This window comes from Flavobacteriales bacterium (assembly GCA_016715895.1).
Lineage (GTDB): Bacteria > Bacteroidota > Bacteroidia > Flavobacteriales_F > PHOS-HE28 > PHOS-HE28.
Window position 1 is genome coordinate 198,196 of sequence record JADJXH010000003.1, and the last position, 16,798, is coordinate 214,993.

11 protein-coding genes are annotated in these 16,798 nt (G+C 66.5%); 7 read left to right on the plus strand and 4 right to left on the minus strand.

What is annotated here, in order from left to right:
* Window positions 1–14: 14 nt before the first annotated feature.
* Entirely contained in the window at window positions 15–1,955 is a 1,941-nt protein-coding gene (locus IPM49_01015; protein MBK9273105.1) for a hypothetical protein, read from the minus strand.
* Window positions 1,956–2,134: 179 nt separating this feature from the next.
* On the opposite strand from IPM49_01015, the gene IPM49_01020 reads away from it, so the two are divergent.
* The 6 genes from IPM49_01020 to IPM49_01045 all read left to right on the plus strand — a co-directional run bounded on the left by IPM49_01020 (window position 2,135) and on the right by IPM49_01045 (window position 9,473).
* Window positions 2,135–2,914 (plus strand): hypothetical protein, encoded by a 780-nt coding sequence (locus IPM49_01020; GenBank protein MBK9273106.1) that lies wholly within the window; start codon window positions 2,135–2,137, stop codon window positions 2,912–2,914.
* Between the two features lie 170 nt (window positions 2,915–3,084).
* A complete protein-coding gene (locus tag IPM49_01025; GenBank protein ID MBK9273107.1) occupies window positions 3,085–4,992 on the plus strand; it encodes a type IIA DNA topoisomerase subunit B in 1,908 nt (635 codons plus the stop codon).
* Between the two features lie 53 nt (window positions 4,993–5,045).
* The gene (locus IPM49_01030) at window positions 5,046–5,816 is read left to right on the plus strand and encodes a hypothetical protein (protein MBK9273108.1); all 771 of its coding nucleotides are present in this window, start codon (window positions 5,046–5,048) and stop codon (window positions 5,814–5,816) included.
* Complete coding sequence (locus tag IPM49_01035; GenBank protein MBK9273109.1) at window positions 5,813–6,241, plus strand: hypothetical protein; 429 nt, start codon at window positions 5,813–5,815, stop codon at window positions 6,239–6,241. Before IPM49_01030 ends, IPM49_01035 begins: the two co-directional genes overlap by 4 nt.
* The gene (locus IPM49_01040) at window positions 6,238–9,006 is read left to right on the plus strand and encodes a DNA gyrase/topoisomerase IV subunit A (GenBank protein MBK9273110.1); all 2,769 of its coding nucleotides are present in this window, start codon (window positions 6,238–6,240) and stop codon (window positions 9,004–9,006) included. Before IPM49_01035 ends, IPM49_01040 begins: the two co-directional genes overlap by 4 nt.
* A gap of 83 nt (window positions 9,007–9,089) precedes the next feature.
* Window positions 9,090–9,473, plus strand: coding sequence for a hypothetical protein (locus IPM49_01045; GenBank protein MBK9273111.1), 384 nt, complete (start codon window positions 9,090–9,092; stop codon window positions 9,471–9,473).
* On the opposite strand, the gene IPM49_01050 is transcribed toward IPM49_01045, so the two are convergent.
* Together IPM49_01050 and IPM49_01055 are read right to left on the minus strand one after the other, a co-directional pair.
* Window positions 9,474–12,479: a VCBS repeat-containing protein gene (locus IPM49_01050; GenBank protein MBK9273112.1), complete on the minus strand. Its 3,006-nt coding sequence runs from the start codon at window positions 12,477–12,479 to the stop codon at window positions 9,474–9,476. It lies immediately after the preceding gene.
* A gap of 33 nt (window positions 12,480–12,512) precedes the next feature.
* Entirely contained in the window at window positions 12,513–13,304 is a 792-nt protein-coding gene (locus IPM49_01055) for a universal stress protein (protein MBK9273113.1), read from the minus strand.
* A gap of 147 nt (window positions 13,305–13,451) precedes the next feature.
* Between IPM49_01055 and IPM49_01060 the strand changes: the two genes are divergently transcribed.
* The gene (locus IPM49_01060; GenBank protein MBK9273114.1) at window positions 13,452–15,842 is read left to right on the plus strand and encodes a choice-of-anchor B family protein; all 2,391 of its coding nucleotides are present in this window, start codon (window positions 13,452–13,454) and stop codon (window positions 15,840–15,842) included.
* Here the strand turns inward: IPM49_01060 and IPM49_01065 are convergent, their stop codons facing one another.
* On the minus strand, window positions 15,843–16,787 hold the full coding sequence (locus IPM49_01065; protein MBK9273115.1) for a tetratricopeptide repeat protein: 945 nt from the start codon (window positions 16,785–16,787) through the stop codon (window positions 15,843–15,845).
* Between the last annotated feature and the right edge of the window lie 11 nt (window positions 16,788–16,798).

Sequence of the window (16,798 nt, forward strand, 5' to 3'; positions counted from 1 at the left end):
GCGCGCCGTCGGGGTCACTGGACCACGATGCGTTCGCTGTGCTGGACGGCCCCATCCATGAGGCTGCAGATGAGGTAGAGGCCGGCAGGCAGGTCGGAGACGTCGAAGGCGATCTGGTTCCTGCCCGCACGGGGCAGACCCGCGAACACATCCCTGACCATGCGGCCGTGTGGGTCGAGCAGGATGACCTGGGTGGGTCGTGCCTCTTCGACGATGAACTCGAACACGGCCCGCTCCGAAGCCGGGTTGGGATGCACATGCGCCTCGGTCAAGGGTTCTTCGTGTGGAAGATCGTCAAGTCCGGTCATGGACCCCATCGCGCCGATCTGGGCGATACGGGTGCGGTACACGTGCGAAGAGGTGCCGTATGCGCCGGCGATCCACACCCGTGGCTCATCCGATGCGGTATGCTCACGGCACATACCGATGTAATCCCCCCAGCGCTGGGTGCTGTTCGTCGTGTAGGCGATGTGTCCTTGTCCGGCCTTCACCGTCACGGAGTTCGACCAGGTGCCGGCATCGTCGCAGTTCACCACACGGATGGAGGGATACATGGTGGTGGCATTGCTGGAAAGCATCCCGACGATCACATTCCTGTCGGGTCCGCCCTGGGCGTAGTTGCTGTAGGGCATCACGCATGGATAGGCCAGGCTGTTCTCCGCGCTCGAATGGAAGGTGGTGCTGAAGGTGGACATGTTGGATAAGCGTATGCGGATGTAGCGGACCTTGGCGATCGAGGCGTTGCTGGCGGTGGTGAGCACGCCGTGCAGGTGGCCATCGAGGTGGAATACGTTCTGCATCGCACAGCTGTTCACCTTGAGCCGCTTGATGGATCCCGGTTGATGGGCGTCTGCCGGAAGCGAGTACCCGGTCACGTTCACCAGCTGTTGGGTAAGCTGCGGCGAACCGTTGCTATGGTCGGTGATGCGCAGCACCCGGAGCTGCCCGCCTCCGGCATGCCGGGATTCGACGAAGTACTGCCCGGTTCCGAAGCGGCCGGACCATCCGTTCGGGGCCGGCGTGACATGGTATCCGCTGAAGGGGCTCGTCGGCACCGACCAGATCAGGTAGGTGAAGGCCCCTCCGGCATAGGCCGGCCCATGAGGCACCTGAAAGATCACCGACCGCTGAAAGATGTCGTTGTTGTTGCTGAACAGGTTGACGCTGACGAACAGGTCCTTGTCGGACAAGCCCACGGCGGGGAAGTCCATCCAGTTCCCGCTGCCGATGTGCTGCGTGAGCTGCGAAGCAGGGAAGTCGTACATGTGCCAGGGTGCCATGGGGTCGATCGAACTGGAGAGGAGCAGGAGCAGGCGTGAGGTGGATGAGTGCGTGCCGGAAAGGACCGTGATGACGAAGCGATCGGCTTCGGCGTCGTAGATCACCCGAGGGTCGAAGCACTGCGCGAAGCCGGTGAATCCATGCCACGTGTGATCGGCCAGCAGCGTGCCATCATACCGGTACATCCGCAGGCCGCCGTTGTTCACGGAGACCAGCACATCCTGGTCGTTGATGGCCAGTCCATTATCCGGCGGGGTCACCGTGGTCATCGTGTTCGCATCGAAGGAGAATCCTACAGAGGGTGAGGAGGCCTTGGGGTCGACCGGCTCCGGCAAGGGCATTCCCTCACGCCAGCCGAGATGCTCGGTGGCCTCGTTCAGGATGCGCTTCAGAGAATCCACTGCGGACGGAACGGGGTTCACTTTCCCGAGGTACCGCAGGTCAGCCCGGTCTTCTTCCTGCACACCCAGCATGCTGGGCTGGATCCTGCGATCCAGGATCGCTTGAGCCGGTCCTGCAAGCACGCCGGTCGGTTGCTCAAATGCGTCCGGGTTGAGGAGTTCCGGATGCACCTCGTATTCGTGCGGTGGGAGCTGCTCCTGTGCCGGCAGGCGATGGGTGTGAAGCTGCGCGAGGAGCAAAATGCCCGCGGTCAGGGGAAGGTGGCGGTTCATGGTCGTCGGGTTAGGTTCGTCGGATGAAGCCTTGTCGGAGGTTCATCCCAGGTCAGGAGCGCGGTTATCACCGGCAACGACCGCGACCCGATCCTGAGCAACGTGGGCGGCACGGTGCCGACCGGGACGGTGACGCAGCAGCTGCCGTAATGATCGCTGTGGTCATGCGTTCCATGCCCATGCGACGACGCGCCGGCCTCCGCCAGCTGGTCCTGTTGTGGACCGCGGCGACCTGGATGACCGTGGCGGACGCGCAGCCCGCGATGCTGCTGGAGGTGGGCCCCTCATTGGTGCAAGGCGGGCTGGTGCCGGGCTATCGGGACGGAGATGGTCGCACCTTCATGGGGAGCGATCGGATCCATGCCTTCGGGTTCCGTGCGGGGCTCGCGGTGCTCGTCCGGCCGGAGGGCGGCCGCGGCGGACTGCTGATCGGTCCGGAGGTGTGCTTGGGAAGCCAGCGTGCCATGATCCGCTCGGAGAGCGCGCACACGGCGCCATCCTCGCTGCGGAGCGACGTGAGCCGATGGTCGGGGCGCTTCAGCGCTCCGCTGTTCCAGGGCGGTCTGGCCGTGCACGGGTGGTGGCAGGCTACAGGACCGCTGGCGGTCACCGCCGGACCGGCGGTGCGGCTGGCTTTCGTCGCCTCCGGACAGGAGGTGGGCACCGTGGAGACCACCACGACGCATTACGACCCGGGCTGGGTCCCCCAATGGACGGAAGTGACGAGCAGCACCTACGTGCTGCAGCCGTCCGTGAAGGATCGCGCCTTGCTGGTGACCGCCTTCCAGGCCGGCCTTCGCTACCAGCCGCTGCGCGGCTTATTGCTCGGTCTTGTGGGCGGGGTGGAGTTCGGGTCCACCGATGTGTCCCTTCATGGCGGAAGGCAGGCCTTCGGGGCCTTGACCGTGGGCTGGCTTGCGCCGCTGCAGGCCGCGACCGCCCGGTCTGTTGAAAACTGAGCCGGATCGTTGAAAACCGTTCCCCGGATCGGCCGACCGGGGCTGCCGGGGCTGGGTTACCTTCGTGGCGCCCCGCCGGAACCCTTGTCCCTGTTGGATCTCCGGCGTTCAGGCCCGAACGGCCACCGCGTTGGACGGTGCCCTCCGGGCCGGATGGGCGATGAAGCACGATGAGCGAGACGAACTATGGTGAAGAGCATATCCGGTCGCTGGACTGGAAGGAGCACATCCGCCTGCGGCCGGGCATGTACATCGGCAAGCTGGGCGACGGCAGCAGCTACGACGACGGCATCTACATCCTGCTGAAGGAGGTGCTGGACAACTGCATCGACGAGTACGTCATGGGCCACGGCAGGAAGGTCGAGGTCCGCATCGACGGCGGCCGGGTGGAGGTGCGGGACTACGGCCGCGGCGTTCCGCTCGGCAAGGTGATCGATGTGGTGAGCAAGATCAACACCGGCGCCAAGTACGACAGCAAGGCCTTCAAGAAGAGCGTCGGCCTGAACGGGGTGGGTACCAAGGCCGTGAACGCCCTGAGCACCTACTTCCGCATCGAGAGCGTGCGCGACGGGCAGATGAAGCGTGCGGAGTTCGACCGCGGAGTGCTGCGCAAGGATGAGAAGCTGCAGCCCACCACCGAGGCCAACGGCACGCGCGTGGTGTTCGAACCGGACACCGAGATGTTCCGCCACTACCAGTTCCGCGATCAGCACATCGAACGGCTGCTGTGGAACTACTGCTACCTGAACACGGGCCTCACCATCGTGTACAACGGGCAGCGCTTCCAGAGCAAGAACGGCCTGCTGGACCTGCTCACCACCAAGATGGACGGCGAGCCGTTGTACCCCATCATCCACCTGGTGGGCGACGACATCGAGCTGGCCATGACCCACGCCAACCACTACGGCGAGGAGTACTACAGCTTTGTCAACGGCCAGCACACCACCCAGGGCGGCACGCACCAGGGCGCCTTCCGCGAGGGCGTGGCCAAGGTGATCAAGGAGTTCTTCAAGAAGGACTGGGAGGCGGGCGACATCCGCACCGGCATCGTGGCGGCCATTGCCGTGAAGGTGATCGAGCCGGTGTTCGAGAGCCAGACCAAGACCAAGCTGGGCAGTTTGGAGGTGGAGCCCGGCGGGCAGAGCATGCGCAGCTTCGTGGGCGACTTCCTGGCCACCAAGCTGGACAACTTCCTGCACAAGCATCCGGAGACCGCGCAGGCCCTGCAGTCGAAGATCCTGGAGAGCGAGCGCGAACGCAAGGAGCTGAGCGGCATCCGCAAGCTGGCCCGCGAACGCGCCAAGAAGGCCAGCCTGCACAACCGCAAGCTGCGCGACTGCCGCATCCACCTCAGCGACCCCAAGAACGATCCGCGCAAGCAGGAGACCACCCTCTTCATCACCGAGGGCGACAGCGCCAGCGGCAGCATCACCAAGAGCCGCAGCGTGGAGACGCAGGCCGTCTTCAGCCTCAAGGGCAAGCCGCTCAACAGCCACGGCCTCACCAAGAAGGTGGTGTACGAGAACGAGGAGTTCAACCTCATCCAGGCCGCGCTCGACATCGAGGACGGCATGGACGGGCTGCGGTACAACCGCATCGTGATCGCCACCGACGCCGATGTGGACGGCATGCACATCCGGCTGCTGCTGATGACCTTCTTCCTGCAGTTCTTCCCCGACCTGGTGAAGAACGACCACCTCTACATCCTGCAGACACCGCTGTTCCGCGTGCGCAACCGGAAGGAGACGGTGTACTGCTACAGCGACGAGGAGCGGCAACAGGCCATCGCCCGGCTGGGCCGCGACCCGGAGATCACCCGCTTCAAGGGTCTGGGCGAGATCAGCCCCGACGAGTTCAAGCACTTCATCGGGCCCGACATGCGGCTGGAGCCGGTGATGATCACCAAGGAGGCCGCCGTGCAGCAGCTGCTTGACTTCTACATGGGCAAGAACACCCCCGAGCGGCAGGAGTTCATCATCGGCAACCTGCGCGTGGAGAAGGACGTGGTGAACGACAAGCCGGAGGACCCGGTGAAGGCCATCGCCCGTAAACTGGACGAAGTCGAGGAAGAGGTATGAGAACGGCGGCACTGCAACGGAACCGGAACGTTTCCACAGGTGGTCATGCGACCGTGCGCACGTCGCGTGGGGTTCGGCGCTCAGGACAAGCAGGAGCCGGTGGCCCGATCACCGCGTTCCTCCTCGTCTGGTCGGTCTGCTTCCTCGTCCAGCCGGCCATCGCCCAGACCACCGGCCAGTTGCGTCTGGTGGTGGATCCGGGGCATGACTTCCAGGTGATCCTGGACGGCGCGCACCGCATGCAGGAACGCGTGCTGGACCTCTCGGAGGGCAACCACCGGCTGCAGCTCTGGGCACCCACCCGCCGGATCGTGGACACCACGGTGTACGTCCGTGCCGGCAGCAGCCGCGAACTGGTCGTGCGGCTGCCGTATTCGGCGGAATTCCTGGCCCACCAACAGGAGGTGAAGCGCTTCCGCGAGCGGTTGTGGCTGAACAAGGCCCTGCCCACGGTGGCCACGGTGGGCGCCGCAGCATGGACCACGGCCGCCTACCTGGACTATCGCAAGGCCGGGCGACAACTGCGGGACGACAAGGACCTCTACACCACGAGCGCCGACCCCGGCGAGATCGCCGAACTGAAGAACGACGGCATCCCGGCGCATCAGGACGACTTCCGCCGGAGCAAGGTGATGCTCGGCGTGAGCACCGGCGTGTTTGCCGTCGCGGCGGCCTACACCATCTGGTCGTACCGCCGCGCGGACCGGACCCCGCTGCCCCTGTTCGACGACAGGGAGAAGGTGCGCTTCGATGGGCTGGTATGGCTGCCGGGCCCCGATGGACGTGGGGTGTGGGCGGCCGGACTGACGATCCCCCTGCGATGAGCACCCTGCGCCACCTGCCGATCATGGCCGCCCTGCTGCTGGGGCTGGCCGGCTGCTACAAGGACGACATCGACCTCGCGGCCCTGACGAACAACCCATTCGACGCTGACTACGCGGGGCCGGCGGTCTTCAGCCTGGACACCATCTTCGTGGAGCAGGTGCTCGGTCCGCCGAACTTCTACCGCCAGGTGGTGCAGTTCAAGGTGAACGCGAGCCTCTTCCTGGCGTCCGCCAGCTATCAGGTGGAGGTGCACGACCTCGTGGAGGGTACGCGCACGCTGGTGGGGCAGGTGCCGCCGGGTTCGCATACGCTGCGCTTCTATCGCCTGGAGTACCTGCCCGGCCAGGAGGTCTGCCTGGAACTGCGGCTCACCAACAACAACGCATTCGGTCGTCCCGAGACGATCTGTGGAACATGGCCATGAACGACGAACAGGACGGGTCGGAGGAGCGCACCGGGGCGGAGGAAGGTCCGGTGGAAGGTGCAGCGCAGGAGGGTGGTGAGCGCGGTGTGCCGGGCCTGGCCCCGGGCACCGGTGGTGCGTTCAGCGTGAGCGGCATGTACCGAAGCTGGTTCCTGGACTATGCCAGCTACGTGATCCTGGAACGCGCGGTGCCCGCGCTGTACGACGGCCTGAAGCCCGTGCAGCGCCGCATCCTGCATGCCATGAAGGAGCTCGATGATGGGCGCTACAACAAGGTGGCCAACATCATCGGGCACACCATGCAATACCACCCGCACGGCGACGCCAGCATCGGCGATGCGCTGGTGCAGCTGGGCCAGAAGGACCTGGTGATCGACTGCCAGGGCAACTGGGGCAACACCCTCACGGGCGACAGCGCCGCGGCGCCCCGCTACATCGAGGCCCGCCTCAGCAAGTTCGCCAAGGACGTGGTCTTCAACCCGAAGACCACCGAGTGGCAGCTGAGCTACGACGGCCGCAACAAGGAGCCCATCTTCCTGCCGGTGAAGTTCCCGCTGCTGCTGGCGCAGGGCGCGGAAGGCATCGCCGTGGGCCTCAGCTGCAAGGTGCTGCCGCACAACTTCAACGAGCTCATCGACGCCAGCATCGCCGTGCTGCGCAAGCGCTCCTTCGACCTGGTGCCCGACTTCCCCACGGGCGGCCTGGCCGATGTGAGCAACTACAACGAGGGCGAGCGGGGCGGCCGCGTGCGCTGCCGGGCCCGCATCCGCAAGGAGGACAACAAGACCCTCGTCATCACCGAGATCCCCTTCGGCACCACCACCACCTCGCTCATCGAGAGCATCATCAAGGCCAACGAGAAGGGCAAGATCCGCGTGCGGCACATCGAGGACAACACGGCCGAGAACGCCGAGATCCTCATCCACCTGGCCGCCGGCGTGAGCCCGGACACCACCATCGATGCGCTCTTCGCCTTCACCGATTGCGAGGTGAGCATCGCGCCCAACGCCGTGGTGATCGAGAACGACAAGCCGCGCTTCGTGGGGGTGAAGGAACTGCTGCGCATCAGCACGGAGAACACGCTGCGCCTGCTGAAGCTCGAACTGGAGATCCGGCTGGAGGAGCTGGAGGCCCAATGGCACTTCAGTTCGCTGGAGCGCATCTTCATCGAGAAGAAGGTGTACCGCAAGATCGAGGAGGCCGAGACCTGGGAGGAGGTGCTGAGCTTCATCGACAAGGGCCTGAAGCCCCACGTCAAGGAACTGCGCCGGCCCGTCACCGAGGAGGACATCCTCCGCCTCACCGAGATCCGCATCAAGCGCATCTCCAAGTACGACAGCTTCAAGGCCGACGAGCACATCCGCGGCCTGGAGGACCAGATCGCCGAGGTGAAGGACAAGCTGGCCCACCTGGTGGACCATGCCGTGGAGCACTTCAAGGAGCTGAAGAAGAAGTACGGGGCGGGCCGCGAGCGCCGCACCGAACTGCGCACCTTCGACACCATCGTGGCCACCAAGGTGGCCGTGGCCAACCGCAAGCTCTATGTGGACAAGGCCGAAGGCTTCATGGGCTGGAGCCTGCGCAACCACGAATTCGTGGACGAGTGCTCGGACATCGACGACATCATCGTGTTCCGCGAGAACGGCACCATGCTCGTCACCAAGGTGGCCGACAAGAAGTTCATCGGCAAGGGCGTGCTGCACGTGGGCGTGTGGAAGAAGAACGATGAGCGCACCATCTACCACATGGTGTACCAGGACGGCCCCAAGGGCGCGTACTACATGAAGCGCTTCGCCGTCACCGGCATCACGCGCGACAAGGAGTACGACCTCACCAGCGGTGCGCCCGGAAGCAGGGTGGAGTACTTCAGCGCCAACCCCGATGGCGCCGCCGAAGTGCTGCAGGTCACGCTGCGGCCGCGGCCCAACCTGCGCAGAACGAAGTTCGACGTGGACTTCAGCCAGTTGTCCGTGAAGGGCCGGGGCAGCAAGGGCAACCTGCTGACGCGCTACATGGTGCAGAAGGTGGTGCTGAAGGAGCGCGGGGGCAGCACGCTCGGCGCCATCCCCATCTGGTTCGACGAGACGGTGCGCCGCCTCAACGACACCGGCCATGGGCGCTACCTGGGCCGCTTCTCCGGCGAGGACCGCATCCTGGCCATCATGAGCGACGGCAGCTACCAGCTCTTCCCCTTCGTGCTCAGCACGCACTTCCCGGACAACGCCGTCACCGTGGTCAAGTGGGACCCGAAGGCGGTGGTGAGCGCCGTGTACTGGGAGGGCGAGAAGCAGCAGTTCCAGGTGAAGCGCTTCCTGGTGGAGCCCTCGCGCGAGCCCATGTCCTTCATCACGGACCATCCGGAGAGCCGGCTGGCCGTGCACAGCCTGGTGGGCCATCCGCGCGTGCGGGTGAGCTTCGACAAGCGCAGCAGCGACCGGCCCGACGAGGAGGTGGACCTGGAGTCCTTCATCGCGGTGAAGGGGGTGAAGGCCCTCGGCAACCGCCTCACGCCCTTCAAGGTGAAGGAACTGGAGCTCCTGGATCCGGCTTTCATCCCGATGACCCCCGAGCTGGAGGAGGTACAGGGCATGTTGATCAGCGATGAGGAGATCGGCAACCTGGAGGCGCCCGAGGAGGAGGGCCTCGAGGAGAGCCCGGTGAAGCGGTTCAAGCGGCAGCAGGCCGTTCAGGAGGTGGAGCGGTCGCCGGAGGACCCGCTGATCGGTTACGAGCCTGGCAAGCAGATCACCCTGGGGCTGGACTGACGCCGGCACCGGTCCGCACGGCCCATCCTGTTGGGGATGAACAACGGGCCTGCTGCTGTAGCTTCGGCGCACAAGCCGATGCCATGAGCCTCTACCGCCGGTCCCTGCTCACCGCCGTCCTGATCGGCTGCGGTGCGGTCGCCCAGCTCGATGCACAGAACTTGGTCAACACGCGCCGGACCGAGGTGCACCTGCTGTGCCACTGGCGGCCCGGCACCGAATGCCCTGGCGATGTGCTGAAGGAGACCGCGGTGATCTATACCGTGCCGGCGGACAGCGCGATCGTGCCCATGCGCCCCGGCGGTGGCGACCGCTGGGTGCTCAACCGGGTGGAAGTGTGCTGCGATGCGCGGTGCCTGGTGCGGTCCGAGGCGATCGTGACATGCAGCACCTCCAGCGACAAGGGCCGGTGCGGCAAGGACCCGGTGAAGCTCATCCGGGAGGAGCGGCGGTACACCGTCGAGTGATCACGGCCTGACGACCACCAAGGGCAGCCTGTCCGTGTGGTCACCGCGGACCACCTCCACCGTGTACCGGCCGGCTGCCAGCGCGTGGACATCCAGCACCAGCGGCAACGAGGGGCCCTTTGGCTCCATGGCCGGGCGCCCGGTGGCATCGAGCACACGCACGATGGCCTGGTGCGGCCGCGCATCGATGCGCAGCTGGTCCGTGGCCGGATTCGGCCAAAGCCGCAGGGATGCGGAGGACGGATCCGGCCCCAGGCCGGTATCGTCGTCCACGTAGATGCTGTCCACCGCGGTCCCCGTGCAGGTCCCATCGTTCACGGCGTACTGCACCACCACCCAGCCGAGGCCATGCTCCTGCGCGTTGAACTCCTGCACGGTCAGGCCGTCGATCGCATACGTGCCGCCCGCTGGCGATCCACCGGCCAAGGGCAGCGCGGGTTGATGCAGGCCAAGGCTGTCCACCGGAAGGTTGAGCGCGGCGAGCGGCGCGGCGAGCACCACCACTTCGACGGTGTCAATGCCCGGGCACTCGTCCACGAGCGCCGCCGTGAGCGTGATCACCTGTAGCCCCGCGCCGGAGGCCGCGGGGTCGAACTGCCCGATGGTGCCTGATCCGCTTGCCGCGCCGCCCCAGTCGCCCGCCGGGGATCCGGTGAGCTCAACCGCGGGCCCGTTGTCGCAGTAGGGACCACCGGCCATCACCTCCGGAACGGTGCGGGCCTGGACGGAGAAGGTGCGGGGCAGGTTGCTGCACTGGCCGCCGGTGGCATCGGTGAAGGTGTAGATGGCCGCACCGTCGTACGGCAGCGGTGCGATGAAGGTGGGATCCAGCGAACCATCGGCGCCGTTGAGCGGTGCGGACCACAGCCCGCCCAACGGGAGCGCGTGATACGCCTGGATGCCTTCATCCGCACAGAAGATGGACCCATCGGCAGGGCCGAACACCGAGGGACGGCGCAGGGCGGTGATGGATTGGGAGGCCTCGGTGCTGCAGCCGTTGGCGTCGGTGTAGCTGTAGTGCAGCAGGTAGTTGCCGAACTGATGGGTGCTCACATCGAAGTGTCCGCCAAGCACGCCGAAGCCGCTCCACAGGCCCCCGGCCGGTTGCGCGTGGTGCAGGGCGTAGGGGCCCGAACTGCTGCACAAGGTGTCGAACGGGGTGAGGAGCACCTCGGGTTCGGGGTGTACCGTGATCCAGGTGGTGAGCGTGTCGGCACAGAAGGCCCCGGCATCGGCGGTGGTCACCAGCGCGTAGGTCCCGGGCCCCAAGGCCGGATCGAACTGCACGGCCAGGATGTGGGGCTGCACGTATTGCGCGCCGAACACCGGTCCGCTCAAGGTGACCGTGCCCGGTGACGGGCCACTGAGCACCACGGTCTGTGGCGCATCGTTGGCGCACATCGCGGTATCCACCAGCAGGCTCATCGGCGCGGGTGCGGGCAGGTCGAGCCATAAACCCTCGCTCGCGCAGCTGCCACCGGCGGCATCCTGCAGCACGAAGACGACCTCGCCCAGGATGGGCCGCTGGTCCAGGTCCAACAGACCGGTGCTGTCCACCGCCCCGAACCACACGCCGGTGGATGGTCGTGCCACCAGTTGCACGGGACCTTCGGGGCAGGTGGGGATCGGGGCCACCAGGGGCTGCACGGTGGGGGCCTGCACCACCAGCAGGGATGCGTCCGCGGATACGGGACAGCCCGTGGTGTCGACCACAAGATGTTGAAGAGCATAGGCACCGGGTGGGGCCATGAAGGCCTGGAACTGGCCCTGGGCCACGTAGGGGCCGGACCAAGATCCGGTCGCCGGCAGGGGCGGAGGGAGCGCGTAGCTGCCCCCGAACCAGCACAGGGTGTCGAGCGCGGGCATGCTGAGGGACCAGTCCGGCGCCGCATGCGGGAGCTCGCTCCGGTACCATCCGAACGCGTTCGGATAGGTGACCACCAGGTCATCGCGTCCATCTCCGTCGAGGTCGGCCCAAAGCGGTCCATCCCCTTTCAGCACATCGTTGAGGGCGATGGGCGGTGAGGATCCGATGAGGCCGTTGCGCAGGTGGCGCCAGCGCGTCGGGGCACCGGGGTCGGTGGGGAAGTAGACCACCGAGGCCGATGCGCCGCAACCCGGACGCCCATAGGCCGCTTCGCCGACATCGCTGCCGGAGGCGAGCGGCAGCAGGGTGAAGGAGGGCCATGCGCCTTCGTTCCGCACCCATTGGAGCAGCGGCCCGTGCAGCCCGATGTCGAGGTCACCATCCCCGTCGAGGTCGAGGAGCGCCGCTTCATGTTCGATATCGGAGAGGGTCGTGAAGGCGATCACCGACGTCCACGCGCTGCCATCCCCGGCGCTGTTCTCCAACACCACGTAGGTGCCCGTGAGGTCATGCTGCAGCAGGTCGTTGTCGCCGTCGGTGTCCAGGTCGCCCACGGCGAACAGCCCTGAGCTGATGCCCGGGAGCACGTCCGGCAGGGTCTCCAGCGGGGCGAAGGATCCGCCTGCATTGGTGCAGCGGAACACGGTGTTGTGTCCGCCGAAGAGCGCGAGCACTTCGGGCAGCCCGTCGCCGGTAAGGTCGGCAAGGTGGAGGGCGGTGAAGCCGACGGGCAGCAAGCGGGCCGGCAGGGTGGTGATGGGCTGCGGCGCACCGAAGGCGCCCAGCCCGTTGAGGTTCTCCAGCAGGAAGAGGGTGCTGTCGTTGTCCCGGGCCACCACCAGGTCCGTGTCGCCGTCCCCATCCACATCGCCGGGCCGCACCATGAGCCGCACGTTGGCCGGCTGGGGCAGGATCACATGATGGGGACCGAAGTCACCCTGCCCATCGAGGTTGCGGTACCAGTGCAGACCGTCCTCCTTGGTCGCCAGCAGGTCCAGGTCATCATCGCCGTCCAGATCGCAGGCCTGCACGTGGCGCACGGCACAGCCATCCACCGGCTGAAGACCGCCGAACTGCGCCATGGCCGGCCAGGCGTGGACGCACGCCACAACGACGACCAGGTCACGAAGGGTCCGCATCAGGCTACGACAAAGGTAGCCCGGCGGCGAGGGTCAATGCGCACAAAGCACCGGGATGGCGTGCTCGTTCACGAGCAGGCGCTCCTTCTCGGCATCGGCGATGTAGCGGTATTCGTCGGACGCGTCGGCGATGATGGCGAACCCGTGGGCGTTCACGCGATGGGCGTAGCGGATGGTCTGTTCGGCGAAGCCGATGGAGAACACCTGAAGGGGTTCGTTCACTTCCACGGTGCGGATGCCGGCCTGTTCCAGGTGGCGCAGCGCGCGCAGCTTGTTGGACAGGAGCACCTCCGAGGGTTGTTCGTTCGGGCGCATCACCTGATAGATGTGCACCTCGGTGCCGTCGAGCTTCGCCAGCCAGGTGACGGCGTCCAGCAGGCCGCCGATCTCCGCATGGCCGGAGACGGGCATCACCAGGCGCTCCACGCGCTGTGCCGGGCTCTGTTGCTGCATGATCCACGCGGGAAGGGGCACATGGCGCACCAGCTTGAGGATGTCGGCACCGAACAGGTTCTGGCGCAGCCCGCGCGGCCCGTGGGTGCCGGCCACCATCAGGGCATGCCCGGTGGCCGCCTCGGCGGCGATCTCCTTCAGGAAGTTGCCATCGCGGTAGAGGACACGCACCGGAGCGCCGGAGGCACCGCGCATGGCGAGCCCTTCCAGTTCGGCGCGGACCTGATCCCCGACGGGGCCCGACCGTTCGTGCTTATCGCGCACATGCAACAGGGTGACGGAGGACGCCGAGGCCTTGGCGAGCCGCACAGCATGGGCCAGGGCGGTGCCGCCCAGTTCGGACATGTCCACGGGGCAGAGCAGGTCGCGCATGGTCTCCGGATGGGCCGGCAAGATAGAGGTGTTCCGCAGGTGCGCACCGACGACCTTCCATCGGCGTTGGATGCCCTTCCAACGATCGCACCGGCCTTTCCACGGTCGGCTCGGGGGAGGCCCCCTGCGAACCCCTACCTTGCCCGCATGAACTTGTTCCCGTATCGCCCGCTGGCCGGTCTGCTGCTGGTGTGCACCCTCTCCACGGCCACCGCTCAGGTGAACATCAACCTCCTGGGCAACTATGACTACCAGGCCGCGCGCAACAGCGACCTCAGCAACCTGTGGGGCTATACCGACGAGTTCGGCAACGAGTATGCGTTGGTGGGGGTGAACGGGGATGACAACGTGCAGAACTCCGGCGGCTTCTCGGTGGTGGACATCACCGATCCGGCGAACCCGGTGGAGGTCTTCTTCACGCCGGGCCCCAACAGCATCTGGCGCGAGATCAAGACCTGGGGCGACCATGCCTACATCACCACCGAGGCCTCGGCCGGCCTGCTGATCGTGGACCTGAGCCCGCTGCCCCAGAGCACCGCCCTGCCGGTGACCCTGTTCCAGGGCGACAACTGGGACACCTCGCACTCGCTCTTCATCGATGAGAACGGCCGGCTTTACCTGCACGGGGCCAACCGGGGCAACGGCGGCGTGATCATGTACGACCTGACGCAGGATCCCATGGCGCCCGTGGAGGTGGGCGTGTTCGACAATTGGTACTGTCACGACAGCTTCGCCCGCGGGGATACGCTCTACGCCGCGCACATCAACGATGGCTTCTTCAGCATCGTCGACGTGAGCGATCCGGCGAACCCCGTGCTGCTGGGCACCCAGCCCACTCCGAACACCTTCACGCACAACACCTGGCTGGACGACAGCGGGCAGTACCTCTTCACCACCGATGAGCGCGAGGACTCTTACGTGGGGGCCTATGATGTGAGCGATCCGGCCGACATCCAGTTCGTGGACAAGCTGCAGAGCGACCCCGGGAGCAACACCGTCCCGCACAACACCTACTGGCTGAACGACTACGTGGTGACCAGCTACTACACCTACGGCGTCGCCATCTATGACGCCACACGGCCCTGGAACCTGGTGGAGACCGGCAGCTACGACACGTCACCGTTCAGCGGTGGCGGCTTCAACGGGGCCTGGGGCGTGTATCCCTTCTTCCCATCGGGACGGTTGATCATTTCCGACATCGAGCAGGGGCTGTTCATTCTGGAGCCCACGTACGTGCGGGCCTGCTGGCTCGAGGGTACGGTGACCAATGCCATCACCACGAACCCGGTGAACCTGGCCGCGGTGACCATCACCGGCCTTGCCGCCACGGACACCACCGCCTTCGATGGTCAGTACGCCACCGGCACGTTGACCGCCGGCACCTATGATCTGCAGGTGAGCGCACCCGGGTATTTCCCCACCACGGTGACCGCAGTGGTGCTGGTGACCGGACAGGTGACCTTCCTGGATATCGAACTGCAGCCCATGGTGCCCTTCGATGCGACGGGCCAGGTGGTGGAGGCGGGCACCGGCGACCCGGTGCCGGGCGCCATCGTTCAGTTCGACGGGGCGATGGTCGATGCCCAGGTGGTGGCCGATGCCAACGGCGTCTTCACCATCCCGTCCATTTTCGACGATAGCTACGCGGTGACGGCAGGCCGTTGGGGCTGGCGGACCACCTGCCTGCCGGCCCAGGCCATCGACGCCAACACACCGGCCCTCACCATCACCCTCGATCCCGGCTACGCGGACGACTTCGCCCTGGACCTCGGCTGGAGCGTGGTCAACGCGGCCAGCAGCGGCGGATGGGAGCGTGGCGACCCCATCGGTACGGTCTACCAGGGCGATGCCTGCGCACCCGGTGCCGACGACCCGAACGACTGCCATGGTGCCGCCATGATCACCGGCAACGGAGGCGGCAACGCCGGCGATGACGACGTGGACGATGGCGTGGTGCTGTTGAGCTCCCCGCTGTTCGATGCCACGGGGCTCAACCTGCCCGCCGTGCGCTACGACCGCTGGTTCTTCAATGATGGCGGCACAGGTGGCGCGCCCAACGACGAGCTGATCGTGCTGCTCACCGATGGCACGGACACGGTGACCGTGGAAACGGTGACGGCGGGCAGCCCGGGCATGGGCAGCTGGCAGCCGGTGCAATGGGCCATCGCCGATCATCTGGCCCCCACGGCCACCATGCGGGTGCTCTTCCGCACGGCTGACGATCAGCCCGGGCACCTGGTGGAAGCGGGCGTGGACGTGTTCGAGGTGGTGGAGACCTCCTTCACTGCCATCTCCGAACAGGACCGACCGGTGTTGGTGGTTTGGCCGAACCCGGCGCAGCGCACGTTCGAGGTGCGGGTGTCGGGCGCCGGACTGGAGGCCGTTGAGGTGCTCGATGCCCAGGGTCGTCGGGTGCATATGCAGCGTGCCGCCGGTGATCGGGCCCTGGTGGAGGCCAGCTGGGCCCCGGGCGCCTATGCCGTGATGGTGCGCACGACGGACGGACGTGCGGCCACCTCCACCGTGCTGCTGCAGTGATCAGCGCCGGTTGGGCACGGCACCGCAGTGCTCCTGGATCAGCGCGTCCACATCGCTGACCCCGCCGAGGATGCGGGCCAGGGACAGGTCGGCGCAGGCCTTCTCCAGATCGCCCTTGCGCAACCGCAGCAAGGCGCGCGTGCGCAGTGCGAAGGAATTCGCCGGATAGAAGCGCAGGCTGCGTTCCACATCCTTCCACGCCTCCTCGTTCCGGCCCAGGTTCAGCAGCGCATAGGCGCGGTTGCTGAGCGCCACGGGCTCGTCCCGATCGATCGCAAGGGCCTGGTCGAACATGGCCAGCGCGTCGCCCCATCGGCCCAAACGCGACAGCTCGAAGCCGCGGTTGGTCCAGTGTCCAGGGTTGCGTGGTTCCAGTGTGCACAGGCGCTCCAGCACCAGCAGGGCCCCTTCGTGGTCGCCGGTCTCGTCCAGCATGCGGGCCAGCGTGCGGTTGGCCTCCAGGTCATCGGGGATCACGGCCAGGCCGTCCCGCAGATCGGCGATCGCCAGTTCCGGCCGGCGCAGCTCGGCGAGGGCCTCGCCACGCACCAGCAGCAACTGGGCACGGAGGCGTCCCTGTGCACCATGACGGATGCCCCGGTCGCTGTACCGCTCCGCCGTGCGGTGATCCTCGCCGCGCAAGGCGTAGAGGCTGCGTTGGTAGTTGGCCTCCGGATGGGTGCTGTCGGCCTTCAAGGCCTGTTCCACGTCCAGCAGAAAGCGGTCGGCCCGGTCCATGGCGTACCAGGCCCGCGCACGCGCTGCATAGGTGTCCGCCGAGGGCCGTGCGGTGATGGCGCGCGAGTAGGCATCGATGGCCTTGGTGTAGCGCTCCTGGGCGACGAGGCTGTCCCCTTCGGCCATCAACTGCTCCACCGACTGGGCCGAAGCGGCCGTGCAGGCCAGCAAAGCCGCCGCGACGGGGACAAGGGGAAGGCGGGCCATGAACGACAAAG